This window comes from Streptomyces sp. NPDC088812, assembly GCF_044750285.1.
Classification (GTDB): Bacteria; Actinomycetota; Actinomycetes; order Streptomycetales; family Streptomycetaceae; genus Streptomyces.
Genome location: NZ_JBIVJP010000020.1, coordinates 39,683 through 55,739, shown reverse-complemented (window position 1 = coordinate 55,739; position 16,057 = coordinate 39,683). Strand labels below are relative to the sequence as shown.

The window sequence follows — 16,057 nt, the reverse complement described above, 5'->3', positions numbered from 1 at the left end:
CGAACTCCTACGTGTCGCTGTTCGTGCCGGTGCTGGTGCTCGTGCTGGTGGTGTTCGACCCGCCCAGGTCGTCGTCGACGTCCGCGAAGAGGTCCAGCGCCTTCTGCGCGTCGATTTCGGTGAGGTTGTCGCTCTGCCGGTCGCCGATGGCCTTGATGACCTCGCGGAAGTCCCGGTCGATGTCCTGCCACAGCCGCTGCTGGTCCGCCAGGACGGTGTCGATGGACTTGGCCGACCTGGCCAGCGCGTCGATCAGGCCCTTGCCATGGGTGGTGGTGGCGTCCGAGACCATCGGGCCGAGGGCCAGGAACTGGTTCTGGTTGAGGGTGTCGGCGGTCGCCTCGTTGTCGACGAGGCTCTTGAGCGCCCGAACCGGACGGTTGGCGTCTCCCGAGTCCTTGTCCTTGCGGATGTCCTCCGTCTGGGTGAGGAACTCCTTCAGGTCGGTGTCGATGAACCGCTGCAACGACTGACCGTCGAGGTGGGACAGGTCTCCCATGGTGGCTCCAGAGGGCGGTGGAGAAGGGGTGGACGAGGGGGCGACGAGGGGGCCGGGCCGCCCGGGAGGCCGGCCGGCCCCGGGGGGTGCGCGACTCAGCCGCCGATCTTGACGTCCGCCCACAGCTGGGTGAGCTTGCTCTCGGTGTTCTGGTAGTTGCCGGACAGCTCGGTGAGGAGCTGGGCGTTGCTGTTCAGCATGGCTTCCATGGCGTGGACCGCGTTGTTCCACGCCTTCTGCTTCTCGTCGTAGACGGCGCGGTCCGCACCGCTCCACGTGGCCCGCAGCGCCTGGAGTTCGGCGTCCAGGTTGGTGAGCGTCTGGGCGATCGCCTTGGTCTGGTGGACCAGGTCGTCGGCGCCGTTCTGCATGTGGTCGTAGTCGACGTGGATGTAGCCGTCGGTGAAGGAATCCGTCATGGTGTCTTCCTGGCGTCTCGAAGGGGTGGTGTGGTCGGACCTACGACGCGGTGCCCATCATCTGGTCGAAGACCGAGCTGGACGCCTGGTATGCCTGGTTGATGGCCTCGTTCGACGAGCCCTGGTCCTGGTGCATCGCCGACAGCGTGGTGTTGAGGCTGTCGATCATGTCCTTGAGGTTGTTGCCGATGACGACGGCCTGCTTCTCCCACTCCTGGAGGAGGTTGGCGTAGGCGAGGCCGTCGCTTCCCTTGTAGCCCGCGGCCAGATTGTTCCGGGTGGCCTCCACGTCCTGCCGGGAGCGCACGACACCGGTGAACGCGGACTCCAGGGCCTGGATGCCGTTGCGGGTGGCCTGTACGTCTCCCTGGCGGAGATTGCCTGCCATGGTGAGCCCTTCTGGTCGGTCGACGGGGTTCGTGTACACACCCGCGCGACACGTGGAAACATGTTTCTTCGTATATACGTTACCGGTGTCAGGTGCCTGCTCCGGCACCAGACACATGTGATGAGCGCGATCCTGTTCCGCCGCTGACCTACCCCGCCTGTCCGCACGTCGCCCGGGTGGTGGTGGGGCGCGCGGCGCCGCTGGCCGCGTCGGGGTCGAGGTCCGGCCCCGTGGGCAGCATCGAGAGCAACGGGGAGGGGAGGGAGGTCACTTGACCCTCACTGTAACCGAGCGAGCCGAGCGCCTTCGCCGTCGTTATGCGGTACTTCGTACCGGTGTCGTCGACCAGGTAGGTCGTGGTGCCCATCGCGGTACCGCCCGCTCCCAGAGCACGTACCAGCGCCGCGTGGCCGGGGCGCACCACCACGGCGTCCACCCGCAGGCACGCCCGCACGGCGTCCTCCGACGCCTGGGCGACGGGAGCCAGGTCGCGGGTGGCGGCGAGCGACGTGGTGACCTTGGTGCCGTCGTCGCCGGGGGCCACACCGACGCACGCGGACCGGGCCGAGCCGACGTCGACGGCCTTGGGCGGTACGGCGGGCAGGTCCCCGGAAGCCGGCGCGCGGCCCTCCGCGCCCGGCGCCAGGTGCTGCTTGAGCGCGTCGGCACCCAGGGCGATCGCCCGCGGGGTCTCTCCCCCGTACGCCTTCGTGCGGGTCTCCGGGTCCCCGAGGACCAGCGCGGCCTGGGTGCTGGTCAGCGGCGTCAGGCCCGCCGTGCGCAGCAGGTAGTAGGGGTGGTCGTCCGAGCCGGGCACCTGCGCCTGGAACACCTGCCCGACGACGGCGGGATCGCCGTCGAGCGCGGGGCCGGGGGTGCCGCGGTCCGGGACGTCGGGCGCGACCAGGTCCGGGCCGGCGACCAGGGCGTCGAGGAAGGCCGCGGAGACCGGCCGGGGCGTCACCGAGCCGTAGCCGAGCGACACGACGGCACCGGAGGCCTTGTCCAGGCGCAGCCGGCTGCCCCGCCAGACCAGGTACGTCGTGTGGTCGGGTCCCGCGACGACGAGTCCCTGGCCCGAGCCCAGTCCCTTGCCGGGCACGGCCGCGCCGGCCACCACGGTGGTGTGCGCGGCCGGTGTCCCGGCGCCGGTGGTGGAGCAGACCAGCCAGGCGCCGCGGTCGAGATCGTCCGACGACGGCACCGACTCGGGGGCGCCGGGGATGCCGATGGGCGAGCCGACGGGGGTGCCCTGGAGGGAGGCGGTGGCGACGGTGGAGGTGGCGAGGTCGCTGCCGGCGATCAGCCGGGCGGAGGCGTAGTTGCGGACCGGCCGGAGCCGGCCTCCGACATACATGTACCGGGCGCCGGTCTCCTTGTTGATGACGAGTGTCCCGCTCGTCTTCCACGATGTCTTGCCGCCGGGCGAGACCAGCCCGTACACCACTGCACCGGCGGAGATCAGCACCGCGATGAGCACACCTGTGAACACGCCCCGGGTGGTCCGGCCCAGCGGGGTGTCCGGGGCGTCCGGTTCCGCGAGGAGCATGCCGGCGGTGAGCCGGGTCATGGTGAAACTGTGCGCCTGGACCTGGTCGCGCTTGGACTGCATGGGGCCTACCTCGCGGCTTTCTCGGTGATCGGCATGGTCGGCGTGATCGGCGTGATCGGCGTGATCGGCATGGTCGGCGTGATCGGCGTCATCGGCGTCATCGGCGTGATCGGCATGGTCGCGGTCAGCCGGAGATGGCGCGCAGGTCGCCGAAGACCCCGATGGCCCAGAGCGTGAGCGGCAGCACGCTGATGGCGAGCGCGGACTGGAGCAGTTCGGCGGCCCGGCCCCAGTAGGGCAGCATCCGGCGCCCGGGGACGGTCCAGGTGACGACGGCGAGCACGGCGGCCAGGGCCAGCAGCCCGGCGACGAACGCGGGCCGGTCGGCCGGGGCGAGCCGGGCGCCGGCGCCCACCAGGATCAGCGCGGCGCCCAACGCGCCGGGGACGGCCAGGACCAGGCGCTGCCACACGTTGACCATGCCGCGCCCGTGCAGCAGCAGGATCAGCGAGAGCACCACGGCGATCAGTGCCTCGGCGATGTTCGGGCGGCGCACCAGCGGCAGCAGGCAGCTCGCGCAGACCACCCCGACCGAGCCGTACAGCGCGATCATCCAGCCGCCGGCCAGCTCCGTGCGGGTGGCCACCTCCTGGCTGTCGTAGGGGTCGATGCCCTCCTGGAGCTGCCGGGAGTTGTTCGGCAGCGGCGGCATCCGCATGCCGGCCAGCCTGAAGGCGAGGACGGGGACGAAGCTGCCGACGAGCACCAGGCATGCGGCGACCGCGCAGGCGGCCGCGTCCACGGGCACGTCGAAGACGCTCATCATGGCGCCGGAGACGGCCGCGGCCACGCAGACCAGCGCCGCGGCGAGGAAGAGCGGGGCGTAGACGGCGACCGCCGCGAGCGCGAGGACCGCGCCCCCCGCGCCGGCCGCGCCGGCCGCCAGCAGCCGCGCTCCCAGCACGTGGTAGGCGCCGGGTCCGGCGATCTCGCCGTCCGGCAGCAGCCAGCCCGCGACCCCGAGCGCCGGAACCGCCATGGCGCCCAGGGTGGCGCCGGTGGCCGCGTCGCCGACCGCGCGGCCGGCCGTCGCGGCGCCGGCGAGCAGCAGCAGTCCCGCGACACCGGCGGTGGCCGCGCGGGGCACGACGGGGCCCCCGGGCCAGGCGAGGACGCCCAGACCGATGAGGAGCACGCCGACGACGAAGCCGCGCAGCAGTTGTCTGCTGCGCTCCGGCGTCCAGGCGTGCAGCCGTTCCCGGGTGACGTCCGCGATGCCCTCGACCAGGTCGTCGAGGCGGACCTCGGGCAGCGCGTCGGCGCGGGGGCGGAGGTGCAGGACCTCGCCGTCGTGCAGGCCGAGCGCCTCCAGGGTGACCTCTTCGTCGAAGGCCGGGCCGCCCAGGCGCTGGAGCACCCAGCCGCCGTGGTCGAGCCCCTCCTCCTCGACGCCGTCAGCGCAGTACCGCAGCACGGTGGGGAGGAGGTCGGCCACAGGGACGTCTGCCGGAACGGCCAGGTCGACGGTCCTGGAGGGCGCCCGGACGGTGAGGCGGCACAGGCTGGCCACCGAGGTGTCACTCATGGTCGGCAGATTCGCTTTCGCGGAAGGTGTTCACGTCGGTCGGACACGGAGAAGCGAACCGCGCGGCCGACACATAGGTGTCTGCGCGGGTGTGTGTTCATCCGTCTATGGTGTGCAGAGTACCCCCGCTGCCGGGCCGATTTCACACACGTGCCTACTGCTGACGAGCCCGGTGACATATCTCCGGCCGTTGCCCGAAGGAGCCGATTCGTTTGAGTTCCGTGCTTTTCCGCCGTCCCGCGCGCCGTCGCGGCCCGGACATGCCTGGTGGTGAACTGAGCCTCCAGGAACCCCCGGTGCTCGCGGAGACGGTGCCCGACAACTCCGCCGTATGGACGTATCTGCCGATGGCGATGATGTCCGTCTCCATGATGCTGATCTTCCTGCGTCCGGGCGGGTCGAGCGGTGTGTTCGTGTACCTGTCGCTGGGGCTGATGGTGCTGGCGTCCGCCGCCATGATCATCGGCCAGTTCATGCGGCGCACCAGTGAGCGCAAGCAGCGGCTGCGCGGGGAGCGACGCGACTACCTGCGGTACCTCGGGCAGATCCGCAAGCAGGCTCGGCGCGCGGTGATGGAACAGCAACTGGCCCTGGCCTGGCGGCATCCGGAGCCCGCGGCGCTGCGCTCCATGGTGCGCACCACTCGGCTGTGGGAGCGCCGGGTGAAGGACGAGGACTTCGGCGAGGTGCGGATCGCGGTCGGCGACCAGCAGCTGGCCATGAAGCTGACCCCGCTGTCGACCAAGCCGGTGGAGGACCTCGACCCGCTGTCCGCGCATGCGCTGCGCCGGTTCATACGTGCCTACAGCACGGTGCCGGACCAGCCGGTAGCGGTGTATCTGCGGTCCTGGGCCCGGGTGCTGCTGCGCGGTGACGCGGCCGCCCGACGGGGCCTGGTGCGGGCGATGGTGGCGCAGCTCGCCGTGTTCCACGCCCCGGAGGAGCTGTGGATCGTGGTGTGCGCCGCCGACGAGCACCGGGCCGACTGGGAGTGGGTGAAGTGGCTGCCGCACGGTCAGCACCCGCAGGAGGAGGACGGTGCCGGCCCCGCCCGGATGGTGACCTCCGCCTTCAGCGACCTGGAGGACCTGCTGGGGGCCGAGTTCGGCGAGCGTCCGGCCTTCGACCCGGAGACGCCGCCCGGCCGGGAGGAGCCGTACACGGTCGTCGTCCTGGACGGTGTGGCGGTGCCCGCCGGGCACCGCCTGGACGGCCAGGGGTTCCGCAACGCGGTCGTCGTGGACCTCGCCGACACCCTCCAGTGGCGGCCCGGACGCACCACGCTCCGGCTCGACGTCCGGCCCGACCGGATCAGCCTGGTGCGCACCGACCGCACCCGCAAGGAGCTGATGACGGGGCTCGGCAGGCCCGATGCCCTGGGTCCGGTCGGTGCGGAGGCGCTGGCCCGGCTGATCGCGCCGTACCGGATGCGGCTGGCGGCCGCCGCGGCCGAGCCGCTGGCCGCGGACACCGAGCTGACCTCGCTGCTGGGCATCGCCGACCTGCACCGGCACGATCCGGCGGCGCTGTGGCGGCGGACCGACGGGGCGTCCCGGCTGCGGGTGCCCATCGCGGTGGGCAGTGACGGCCTGCCCGTCGAGCTGGACATCAAGGAGTCCGCGCAGGGCGGCATGGGGCCGCACGGCATGCTCATCGGCGCCACCGGTTCGGGCAAGAGCGAGTTGCTGCGCACGCTGGTCCTGGGGCTGGCCCTGACCAACTCCTCCGAGACCCTGAACTTCGTCCTGGTCGACTTCAAGGGCGGCGCCACCTTCCTCGGCCTGGACGAGCTGCCGCACACCTCGGCGGTGATCACCAACCTCTCCGACGAGGTGGCGCTGGTGGCGCGGATGCAGGACGCCCTGCACGGCGAGCTGATCCGCCGCCAGGAACTGCTGCGGGCGGCCGGCAACTACTCCTCGGCGCTGGAGTACGAGCGGGCCCGCGCCGCGGGTGCGTCGCTCGCGCCGCTGCCCAGCCTGTTCGTCGTGGTCGACGAGTTCAGCGAACTGCTGTCGGCACACCGGGAGTTCATGGAGCTGTTCGTCATGATCGGCCGTCTGGGACGGTCGCTGGGGGTCCATCTGCTGCTGGCCTCGCAGCGCCTGGACGAGGGGCGGATGCACCAGCTGGAGAGCCATCTGTCGTACCGGATCGGGCTGCGGACCTTCTCGGCGATGGAGAGCCGGGGCGTGCTGGGTGTTCCGGACGCCTACCAGCTGCCCTCGCAGCCCGGCAGCGGTTACCTCAAGAGCGGTGTGGAGGCGCTGACCCGGTTCCGGGCGGCCTATGTGTCGGGCGGGTACCGCAAGCGGGGCGGGGCGGTGGCGCAGGCCCGGGTGGCCCGCCAGGTGGTGCCGTGGACGTCGGGGTACGTGGTGCCGCGCGGCGCTGCCGAGCCGGCCGTCGTCGCCGGACCGGCCGCCGAGGAGGGCCGGGAGTCCGGCGAGAGCCTGCTGTCGGTGGCGCTCGGCCGGCTGCGGGACGCCGGGCCGGGCGCGCACCAGGTGTGGCTGCCCCCGCTCGGTCTGCCGTCGTCGCTGGACGAGCTGCTGCCGCTCGCGGCCGATCCGGCTCGCGGGTTCACGGCGGCACGGTGGCCGGGCGCCGGCCGGCTGCGGGTGCCGGTGGGCCTGGTCGACAAGCCCTTCGAGCAGCGCCGCGACCCCCTCGTGGTGGACCTGTCCGGCGCAGAGGGCCACGTCGGTATCGCGGGCGGTTCGCAGAGCGGCAAGTCCACGCTGCTGCGCACCCTCATCGCCGCCCTGGCGCTCACCCACACCCCGCGCGAAGTGCAGTTCTACTGCCTGGACTTCGGCGGCGGCACGCTGTCGGGGCTGTCCGGGCTGCCGCACGTGGGCGGGGTCGCCTCCCGGCTGGACGGCGAGCGCATCAGCCGGACCGTGGCCGAGGTCACCGCGGTGCTCAACCACCGTGAACAGTTCTTCCTCGACCACAACATCGACTCGATGGCCACCTACCGGCGGCGCCGGGCGGCCGGCGACTTCGCCGACGAGGCGCACGGCGACGTGTTCCTGGTGGTGGACGGCTGGGCCACCCTGCGCCAGGACTTCGACGCCCTGGTCCCGACGTTCCACCAGTTCGCCGCCCGCGGCCTGAACTACGGCGTCCACCTGGTGGTCACCGCGTCCCGGTGGATGGAGATGGCGACGCAGATCCGCGACCAGATCGCCACCCGGCTGGAGCTGAAGCTCGGCGACAACATGGACTCGGTGGTCGACATGCGCCGGGCGGCGCTCGTGCCGCGCGTCCCGGGACGCGGTCTCACCGTCGAGGGCAAGCTGCACTTCCTGTCCGCACTGCCCCGGGTGGACGGCAGCGGCAGCGCCGACGACCTCACCGAGGGCGTCGCCGACCTGGTCGAGCGGGTCGGCGGGGCCTGGACCGGCACTCCGGCGCCCGCCGTCCGGATGCTGCCGCACCGGCTGCCCGCCGGCGACCTGCCCGCCGCCGGGGGCACCGAGGGGCTGCGGATGCCGCTGGGCATCGACGAGGAGACGCTGTCCCCCGTCTGGCACGACTTCAGCCGCACCCCGCACCTGGTGGCGGTCGGCGACACCGAGAGCGGCAAGACCAACTTCCTGAAGCTGGTGACCTCCGCGATCACCTCCCGCTACACCCCGCAGCAGGCGCGCGTCCTGGTGGTCGACTACCGGCGGGAGCTGGTGGAGTCCGTCCCGGAGGAGTACCGCCTGGGGCACGCCGTGTCGCTCTCCGCGCTCCAGGAGCTGATGAGCAACTGCCAGCGGGCCCTGAAGACCCGCCTGCCGGGTCCCGACATCAGCCCCGCGCGGATGCGGCAGGCCGACTGGTGGCCGGGGCCCCGGCTGTTCGTGCTGGTCGACGACTACGACATGCTGGGCGGCAGCAACGCCTTCGACCATCCCTTCGCGCCGCTCTTCGAGTTCCTGGCGCTGGGGCACGAGGTCGGTCTGCACGTCGTCGCGGCACGCTCCGCCACCGGTGCGGGCCGTGGCTTCAACGACCATCTGCTGCGCCGGCTGAGCGAGGTCAACACGCCGGGTCTGCTGATGTCCTGCCCGCCGTCGGAGGGCTATGTCTTCGGCACCGTCAAGCCCCGCAACCTGCCGCCGGGCCGGGGCATGTACATCGCCCGGAACAAGGCGACGCTGATGCAGACGGCGCTGACGGGCGAGCCGTCCGAGGCGGCCGGGAGCTGACGGCGACCGGACCGGAACGCGTGAGGGGGCCGGGTGTGAACCCGGCCCCCTGGGTCTGTCCGGCCGTTCCCGCCTGCTCCGCGGCGCCCTGCACGCTCCCCCACTGCCTGAACGGCGTGGGCGGTACCCCCACTCGCCGCACCGGCCTCTGACCCGAGTACATCCAGTACGAGGGCCGGGGGCCGGCACTCCCCCGGCCTTCGGCCGGGGGGACCCCCAGAGCACGCACCTGACGCCGCAGAGCCGCCCCGCGGGCGACGACGGGAACGGCCGGACAGGCCCCGGCTCGCGTCGGCGGTGTCGGTCAGCGGTGCGTCGGGCGCCATCCGCGGGCCCGGCCGCGCGGGACGGCCAGGGCCGCCCAGCCGACCAGCAGGACGGTCCCCGCGCCCGCGGCGGCGACGAGCAGGGCGGTGCGGGTGGCCCGGTCCCCCGGGGTCCGGTCCGGCAGCCGTACGACGGCGTCGTTGCGCCCGGCCGCGGCCGGAGCCGCCGCCGTGCCGCCGTCGGTGACCGAGGCGACCGCCGCGTAGGCGTCCAGCCGGGGCACGTCGTCGGGGTAGGCGGTGGCGATCAGACGCCGGGCCGCCTCGGCCGCGGACAGGTCCGGGAAGGCCGACCGCACCAGGGCGGCGGCGCCCGCGGTGTACGCGGCGGCGAAGGAGGCGCCGGAGCCGACGAAGTGCCCGCTGCCCGCCGGCCCGACACCGACGACGCCGTCGCCGGGGGCCGCCAGGTCGGCGTGGGCCGGGGACAGCGCGTCGTCCGGGCGGGCGCCCTGGACGTCCACGTCCACGACGCCGAGCACCCCAGGGGAGGCCGCCGGCCAGTAGTCACGCGGTGCGGGTGTGCTCGCGGCGGCGGTGGCGTCGTCCGGCGGGTCCGGCACCGCGGCGGCCACGATCAGCGCGTCGTGCCGGGCCGCGTAGGCGACCGCGTCGTCGAGCGCGGCCGACCGGGTCTCGAACGCGGCCGACACCTCGACGACCTCGGCCCCCGCGTCCACCGCGCCGCGGATGCCCGCCGCCACCTGGGCCGCCGAGGGTGTCCCGCGCTCGTCGGTGCCGCGGGCCGCGACGATGCCCGCCCGCGGGGCGACGCCGTGGAAGGCGACGCCCTTCACCGGCGCCGCGGCGATCAGCCCGGCCACGAAGGTGCCGTGCCCCACGCAGTCGTCGGCGGCGGGGCCGAGGGCGTCGACCCGGCCCGCCAGGGCGGGGGCGCCGGTGGAGACGCCGGTGTCGACGACGCCGACCTTCACCCCGGCGCCCTGCGAGATCCGCGCGGCGGGGGTCAGTTCCAGGCTCTGGTGTTCCCAGGGTGTGGCCGTGGCCGTGGTGGTGGACTCGGCGGTGCAGTCCGCGCCGTCGGCCAGTCGGGCCGGCATCACGGGCAGTCTCACCGACTGTCCCCCGGCGGCGGCCGCCGGCGGGGCGGCCAGCACCAGTGTGGTCGCCGTCAGCGCCAGCGCGGCCGACACGTGTCCGCGTCCGGCGGGACGCGGGCGGCGGCGGGCGGGCCGTTCCTGCGGGGCGTGGGTCACAGCGACAGTCCCTCCCGTTGCGGCGCGTCCTGCGGCAGCAGGAGTCTGAGGTCCTCGAAGCCGGGTGCGGCCATCCGGCTGATCCGGCCGGCCTGCCGCGTCATCATGCCCTCCAGGACCTGGCGGGCCAGCCGTGCGTTGCCGAAGGACCGGTCGCGCGGCAGCCCGTCGAAGTGCTCCCTGAGCAGCTGCCCGGTGCCGGGCCCGCACTCGTAGCCCGCGGTCGCCGCGTGCGCCCGGACGATCGTGACCAGTTCGTCGGAGGAGTAGTCGGCGAACTCGACGCGGCGGGAGAAGCGCGAGGACAGGCCCGGGTTGGAGGCCAGGAACCCTTCGATCTCCTCGGTGTATCCGGCGACGATGACGACCACCTCGTCCCGGTGGTCCTCCATCAGCTTCAGCAGCGTGTCCACCGCCTCCCGGCCGAAGTCGGAGGCCGAGGCGCCCGCCGGGGTCAGGGTGTACGCCTCGTCGACGAAGAGGACGCCGCCGATGGCCCGTTCGAAGACCTCGCGGGTCAGCTGGGCGGTGTGGCCGATGTAGCGGCCCACCAGGTCGGCGCGGGAGACCTCGACGAGCTGGCCCCGGGGCAGCACGCCGAGCGAGGCGAGCAGTTGGCCGTAGAGCCGGGCCACGGTCGTCTTGCCGGTGCCCGGCGGCCCGGTGAAGACCAGGTGGTGGCTGATGCGCGGCACGGGCAGTCCCGCGGCCTCCCGCTGCCGGGCCGTGGAGAGCAGGTTGACGAGGTCGGTGACGTCCCGTTTGACGGCGGCGAGACCGACCAGGTCGCCCAGGCGGGCCAGCGGGTCGCTGTCGCCTCGCGCCTCCTCGCCGGCGACGGCGGCCGCCGCCTCGGCGCCGACGTCCTCGGGCAGCAGCAGTTGCAGGTCGCTCTCGGAGAGGTCGGCGAGGGCGGCGAGCCGGGTGGCCTGGCGGTCGACCATCTCCTCGAACACCCGGCGGGCCTCGCGGCCGTTGCCGAAGGTGGCGTCCTTGGGCATGCGGTCGAAGCGCACGGCCAGCGCCTCGTGCGTCGTCTCGTCCAGCCGGTACTGGTGGCTCAGGCACATGTTCTCGACGATGTCGACCAGTTCGGGCACGGAGTAGTTCTCGAACTCGATGGTCCGGGAGAAGCGCGAGGCGAGACCGGGGTTGGACGCCAGGAAGTCGTCCATCCGGGACGAGTAGCCCGCGGCGACGACCACCACGTCGTCCCGGTGGTCCTCCATCAGCTTCAGCAGCGTGTCGACGGCCTCCCGGCCGAAGTTGGCGCCGGAGCCCTGGCCGTCGGAGAGCAGGGTGTACGCCTCGTCGATGAAGAGGACACCGCCGAGGGCCCGGTGGAACGCCTCGGTGGTCTTGATCGCGGTGCCGCCGACGATCTGGGCGACCAGGTCCGCCCGGGAGACCTCCACCAGGTGGCCGGATCTCAGGGTGCCGAGACCGGCGAGGATGGTGCCGTAGAGCCTGGCCACGGTGGTCTTGCCGGTGCCGGGGGGACCCGCGAAGACCAGGTGCCTGCTCATCGGCGGCGCCGGCATGCCGAGCCTGGCCCGGCGCTGGGCGAGCTGGGTGAGGTTGACCAGCGTACGGACCTGCTGCTTGACGTTGTCCAGGCCGATCAGCGCGTCGAGCGCGGCCAGCGCGGCGTCGTCGCCCGGACCGTCGCCCTCCCGCGTCGCCGGGGACGCGGCCGGGTCGGTGCCCTCGGCGTCGCCGACGCCCCACGCGTCCCGCTTGCCGTTGCCGGTGCTGGTGAGGCCCTCGACGGCGACCCGGTCGCCGGCCTTGGCCTGGATCAGGCCGCCGCCCGCGTTGTCCCGGACCGTGCAGTTCACCACGGAGACCGGGGAGTCGGACTCGATGCGCACCCCGTCCTTGCCGCTGCCGCTGATCTCGCAGGAGTTGAGGGACGCCCGTCCGCCGTCGGCGATCAGCACCCCCTGCTCGGTGCTCTCGCGGGCGGTCACCCGGGTCCCGGTCAGGTCGCCGTCCTTCTCGACCAGCACGCCGTGCCGGGCCGCCCCGGTGATCCGGCAGTCCCGCACGGTCATGACGCCGTCGCCGCCGACGGAGAGCCCGGCGCCCTCCGGCGCCTCCACGGTGCCGGCGCCGACGTAGACGTTGCCGTCGTCCGCCACGTGGACGCCGGCGCCCGCCGGCCGCTGGATCAGACAGTCCTCCAGACGGCCCCGGCCGCCCTTGACCACCTCCACGCCGTGCCCGGCCGGGGAGATGACGCGGGCCCTGCGCACCAGCGGATTGGCGCCGGTGCGGATGGAGATGCCGGCGCCCTTGGCGTCCACGACCTCCAGCCGGTCCAGTTCCGCGGCGGACTCCTCCTCCAGGAGCAGCCCGGAGCCGGCGCAGTCCCGTACCGTCAGTCCGACGAAGACCGGCGAGGCCGAACCCGTCACACGGACCGCCGGTCCCTCGCAGGAGTCGGCCCAGCAGTCCTCGAAGGTGCCCCGCGAGCGGTCCGTGACGAGCACGCCGTGTTCCTTCGTCCGGGCCACCCGGCAGCGGCGCAGCAGCGGGTCGCTGCCGAGCCCCACGGCGATGCCGACGCCGGAGGTGTTCGTCACCCGCACGTCCTCGAAGACGGTGCGCGCCTCGCTGGTGATGTGCACGCCGGTGGTCGTGTCGTGCAGCACGGTGCGCAGCACGCTGGTGGTGCTGCGTCCCTCCAGCGCCACCGCGGGCTTGTCCGTGGAGGAGATGTCGCACTCCTCCACCGAGCCCTGGGCCTCACCGTTGGCGAGTACGCCGTTGCCGCGGGCGTCACGGATGGTGCAGCCGCGCACGGTGACCCGGCCCTGTTCCCCGATGACGACGCCGGTGGTGCCGAGGTGTTCCAGGGTGGTGGACTCCACGCTGGACTCCGCCGGGGAGGTGACCACGATCCCGGCGCCCGCGCCGTTGGTCACCCGGCAGTCGCGCAGGGCCAGCGAGCCGCTGTTGCGGGCCAGCAGCGCGGTCCAGGAGGAGGCCGCGATCTCACAGCCGTCCATCGCGATCTGCCCCCGGGGCGCGTCGACGACCGGGAGCTCCTCGTCCCGGCCGCGCAGCACCAGGTCGGTGAGCATGACGGCGTCCGCCCGCAGCGTCAGGGCGCTGCCGCGGCGCGGTGCTATCTCGACGGTGCCGCGGGCCTTGGCGGCGACGAGGGTGACCGGAGTGGTGATGGTCACATTCTCCGGGTAGGTGCCGGGCAGGATGCTGAGGACCGCGCCACTGCGTGCTCTGGCCAGCGCCTCCCCGATCGTTGACAAGCCGTCGGCGCTGTCCGGGCCGACGGTGAGTACCTGGCGAGACACGCGTGGTTCCTCCTCAAACGGGCACCCCGGGAGGCACGAACACACCCGGGAATACCTTGCACGGGCAGCGACCATGTTTGCCGTGCGTCCCAGGTCGCCGGGGTGGCGGACCGGAGCGGACACGCGGGCGAACGTGCGGCGGGAACCTGTCGTACGACCGGCCCCTGCCGGCACCCCACTTGTTCGCCCGGTGACCCCTCGGCCGACCCGGGACCAGAGTAATTCAGGTTTGCCGGGGTGGAGTATCCACGGTGTTCTCCCGGCGAGCACCAAAGACACATGTATGGCGGTCGCCGCGGGTGCTCTCACACGTGTCGGTGGTAAGGTGTCCGCCGCCCTCGCGCGCCCCGCCCGTGCGTCCCGCCCGCGCGCCGAAGCGTCGCCGACCTCACCCACACCCCCCAGTAACCGCCTTGACGGGTGACGCGCACACATGGGAGTCTCTCGTCACCGCTCAGAACGGTTACTTCTCGGTGAGGAAATCCCATGGCAGTCGTACGGTTCCAGCTCGTGTCCCCGCTCAGCCCCGAGGACGTCCTGGGAGTGCTGACCGACTTCGGACCCTCGCGTGCCGACGCCTGGCCCACGATCGACAGCGACCACTTCGAGGTGCACGGCCTCGGCGACACCTGGGCCGAGGTCACCGAGGGCACCGCCGCCGCCTGGGAGCGCGCCCGCTACGAGTGGGAGCCGGACGGTGACACGGTCACCATCACCACCCTCGACTCCAAGGTCTTCGGCGCCGGCGGCGGCTGGGTCTTCACGATGACCCCCGAGGGCGACGGCACCCGGGTCGACGTCCGGCTGACCCGGGAGCCGGCCACGTTCAGGCGGAAGCTGCTGGCCTCGCTGCTGCCGCTGGTCGCCGCATCGTCGCTGAAGAAGTCCTTCGCGGTCCCCTTCAAGGCCGTCTGACCCCGCCTCACACGCAGGTCACACCCAGGTGTCCAGCCACATCCGGGCGTGCCAGTCGGCGTAGGGAATCGTCTGCCCGGTCCAGAGCGGGAAGAACCAGACGAAGTTCCAGGCGATGAGCAGGACGACCAGGCCCGCCGCCCCCGCCCCCCACGCGCGGCGCCCGCGCGACGCGCCCGGCGGACCCAGCAGGGCGCCCAGCGTCATCGCCACCGCCAGACACAGGTACGGCACGAGGACCACGGCGTAGAAGGAGAAGACCGTACGGTCCTGGTACAGCAACCAGGGCAGCCAGCCCGCGCCGACCCCGCACAGGACGGCGCCGGCCCGCCAGTCGCGGCGCAGCGCCCAGCGGTACAGCAGGTACGCCAGGGCGCAGCACGCCGCCCACCACAGCAGCGGGGTGCCCAGGGCGAGGACCGTGCGGGAGCAGTCGGCGGCCGTGCGACAGCCGTCCGTCCCGGACTTCGGCGAGTCGTAGTCGAACAGCACCGGTCGGCCGAGGACCAGCCAGCTCCAGGGGTTCGACTGGTAGGTGTGCGGGCTGTCCAGCCCCACGTTGAACCGGTACACCCCTGATTCGTAGTGCCACAGGCTGCGCAGCGGGGCCGGTATCCACGACCAGGGGCCGCCTCGGCCGTCCGCCCAGTGGCGGCCGTAGCCGCCGTCGGAGCGGAACCATCCCGTCCAGGCCGCCAGGTACGTCACGGCGGCGACCGGGACGAGGGAGGTCACCGACCGGCCGGCGTCCTTGCGCAGCACCGCGCGCCACGGGCGGTACGCGCCCGCCACGCGCCGGGCGCCGACGTCCCACAGCAGGGTGAGGAGCACGAAGAAGGCCAGGTAGTACAGGCCGTTCCACTTGGTCGCGGCCGACAGGCCCAGGAAGACACCGGCCGCGATCCGCCAGGGCCGCGGCCCCGTCCCCACCCGGTCGCCGGTGGGCCCGTGCGGCCGTACCCGGCCGTCCGGGTCGGCGGGCAGGGCTGCCGCGAGCCGGGCGCGCGCCCGGTCCCGGTCGATCAGCAGACAGCCGAACGCGGCCAGCACGAAGAACATGACGACGAGGTCGAGCAGCGCGGTGCGGCTCATCACCAGGTGCAGTCCGTCGAGGGCCAGCAGGGTGCCGGCGAGGCAGCCCAGCGCCGTCGAACGGAACAGCCGGCGTCCGATGCGGCACAGCATCAGCACGGACAGCGTGCCGAGGAGCGCCGTCATGAAGCGCCAGCCGAACGGATCGAGGCCGAACAGCCGTTCACCGACGGCGATCACCCACTTCCCGGCGGGCGGGTGGGCGACGAAGGCTCCGGTGTCGGGGACCGGGACCGTCCCCGGGTGGGCGAGGATCTGCGGGTCGACGGCCCTGCGGTCGGGCCAGCCGGTCTCGTAGCCGTGGCGCAGCAGGGACCAGGCGTCCTTGGCGTAGTACGTCTCGTCGAAGACGAGCGCCCGCGGCCGGCCGAGGTGCCGGAAGCGGAGCACCCCGGCGAGGAGCGCGACCAGGAGCGGGCCGACCCAGTCCGACCGGCGTGCCGGCCGGGGGAACGGTACGGTCAGGCGGTCGCGGACGGAGGTGTGCGGGGGCGCCACGTGTCCGAAGCCGCGCATCCGCAGTTCCCAGGGGCTCCGTGGGCCGG

Annotated in this window: 11 protein-coding genes; 3 read left to right on the top strand and 8 right to left on the bottom strand. The window is 73.2% G+C overall.

The window, feature by feature from the left end:
- Positions 1–7 precede the first annotated feature (7 nt).
- The 4 genes from ACIP67_RS30605 to eccB all read right to left on the bottom strand — a co-directional run bounded on the left by ACIP67_RS30605 (position 8) and on the right by eccB (position 2,876).
- Positions 8–499, bottom strand: a complete 492-nt coding sequence (locus tag ACIP67_RS30605; protein WP_401696135.1) for a type VII secretion system-associated protein — start codon at positions 497–499, stop codon at positions 8–10.
- 95 nt (positions 500–594) lie between these two features.
- The gene (locus ACIP67_RS30600; RefSeq protein ID WP_401696134.1) at positions 595–918 is read right to left on the bottom strand and encodes a WXG100 family type VII secretion target; all 324 of its coding nucleotides are present in this window, start codon (positions 916–918) and stop codon (positions 595–597) included.
- 40 nt (positions 919–958) lie between these two features.
- Positions 959–1,306 (bottom strand): hypothetical protein, encoded by a 348-nt coding sequence (locus ACIP67_RS30595; protein WP_401696133.1) that lies wholly within the window; start codon positions 1,304–1,306, stop codon positions 959–961.
- 148 nt (positions 1,307–1,454) lie between these two features.
- Positions 1,455–2,876 (bottom strand): type VII secretion protein EccB, encoded by a 1,422-nt coding sequence (gene eccB / locus ACIP67_RS30590; protein WP_401696132.1) that lies wholly within the window; start codon positions 2,874–2,876, stop codon positions 1,455–1,457.
- Between the two features lie 9 nt (positions 2,877–2,885).
- Between eccB and ACIP67_RS30585 the strand changes: the two genes are divergently transcribed.
- The gene (locus ACIP67_RS30585) at positions 2,886–3,095 is read left to right on the top strand and encodes a hypothetical protein (RefSeq protein WP_401696131.1); all 210 of its coding nucleotides are present in this window, start codon (positions 2,886–2,888) and stop codon (positions 3,093–3,095) included.
- Here the strand turns inward: ACIP67_RS30585 and eccD are convergent.
- Positions 3,043–4,443 carry a type VII secretion integral membrane protein EccD gene (gene eccD, locus ACIP67_RS30580; RefSeq protein WP_401696130.1) on the bottom strand — a complete coding sequence of 467 codons (1,401 nt, stop codon included), beginning with the start codon at positions 4,441–4,443 and terminating at the stop codon, positions 3,043–3,045. The two genes, ACIP67_RS30585 and eccD, sit on opposite strands and share 53 nt — an antisense overlap.
- Before the next feature lie 260 nt (positions 4,444–4,703).
- On the opposite strand from eccD, the gene eccCa reads away from it, so the two are divergent.
- Positions 4,704–8,645, top strand: coding sequence for a type VII secretion protein EccCa (gene eccCa, locus ACIP67_RS30575; protein ID WP_401696268.1), 3,942 nt, complete (start codon positions 4,704–4,706; stop codon positions 8,643–8,645).
- Between the two features lie 304 nt (positions 8,646–8,949).
- Here eccCa and ACIP67_RS30570 read toward each other — a convergent pair whose 3' ends face one another.
- Both ACIP67_RS30570 and ACIP67_RS30565 read right to left on the bottom strand, forming a co-directional pair.
- The gene (locus ACIP67_RS30570; RefSeq protein ID WP_401696129.1) at positions 8,950–10,188 is read right to left on the bottom strand and encodes a S8 family serine peptidase; all 1,239 of its coding nucleotides are present in this window, start codon (positions 10,186–10,188) and stop codon (positions 8,950–8,952) included.
- A complete protein-coding gene (locus ACIP67_RS30565; RefSeq protein WP_401696128.1) occupies positions 10,185–13,505 on the bottom strand; it encodes a right-handed parallel beta-helix repeat-containing protein in 3,321 nt (1,106 codons plus the stop codon). Before ACIP67_RS30565 ends, ACIP67_RS30570 begins: the two co-directional genes overlap by 4 nt.
- Positions 13,506–13,991: 486 nt before the next feature.
- Here ACIP67_RS30565 and ACIP67_RS30560 point away from each other — a divergent pair, with 486 nt between their 5' ends.
- Complete coding sequence (locus tag ACIP67_RS30560; protein WP_401696127.1) at positions 13,992–14,420, top strand: hypothetical protein; 429 nt, start codon at positions 13,992–13,994, stop codon at positions 14,418–14,420.
- 18 nt (positions 14,421–14,438) lie between these two features.
- On the opposite strand, the gene ACIP67_RS30555 is transcribed toward ACIP67_RS30560, so the two are convergent.
- Complete coding sequence (locus tag ACIP67_RS30555) at positions 14,439–16,028, bottom strand: dolichyl-phosphate-mannose--protein mannosyltransferase (RefSeq protein WP_401696267.1); 1,590 nt, start codon at positions 16,026–16,028, stop codon at positions 14,439–14,441.
- Positions 16,029–16,057: the final 29 nt, after the last annotated feature.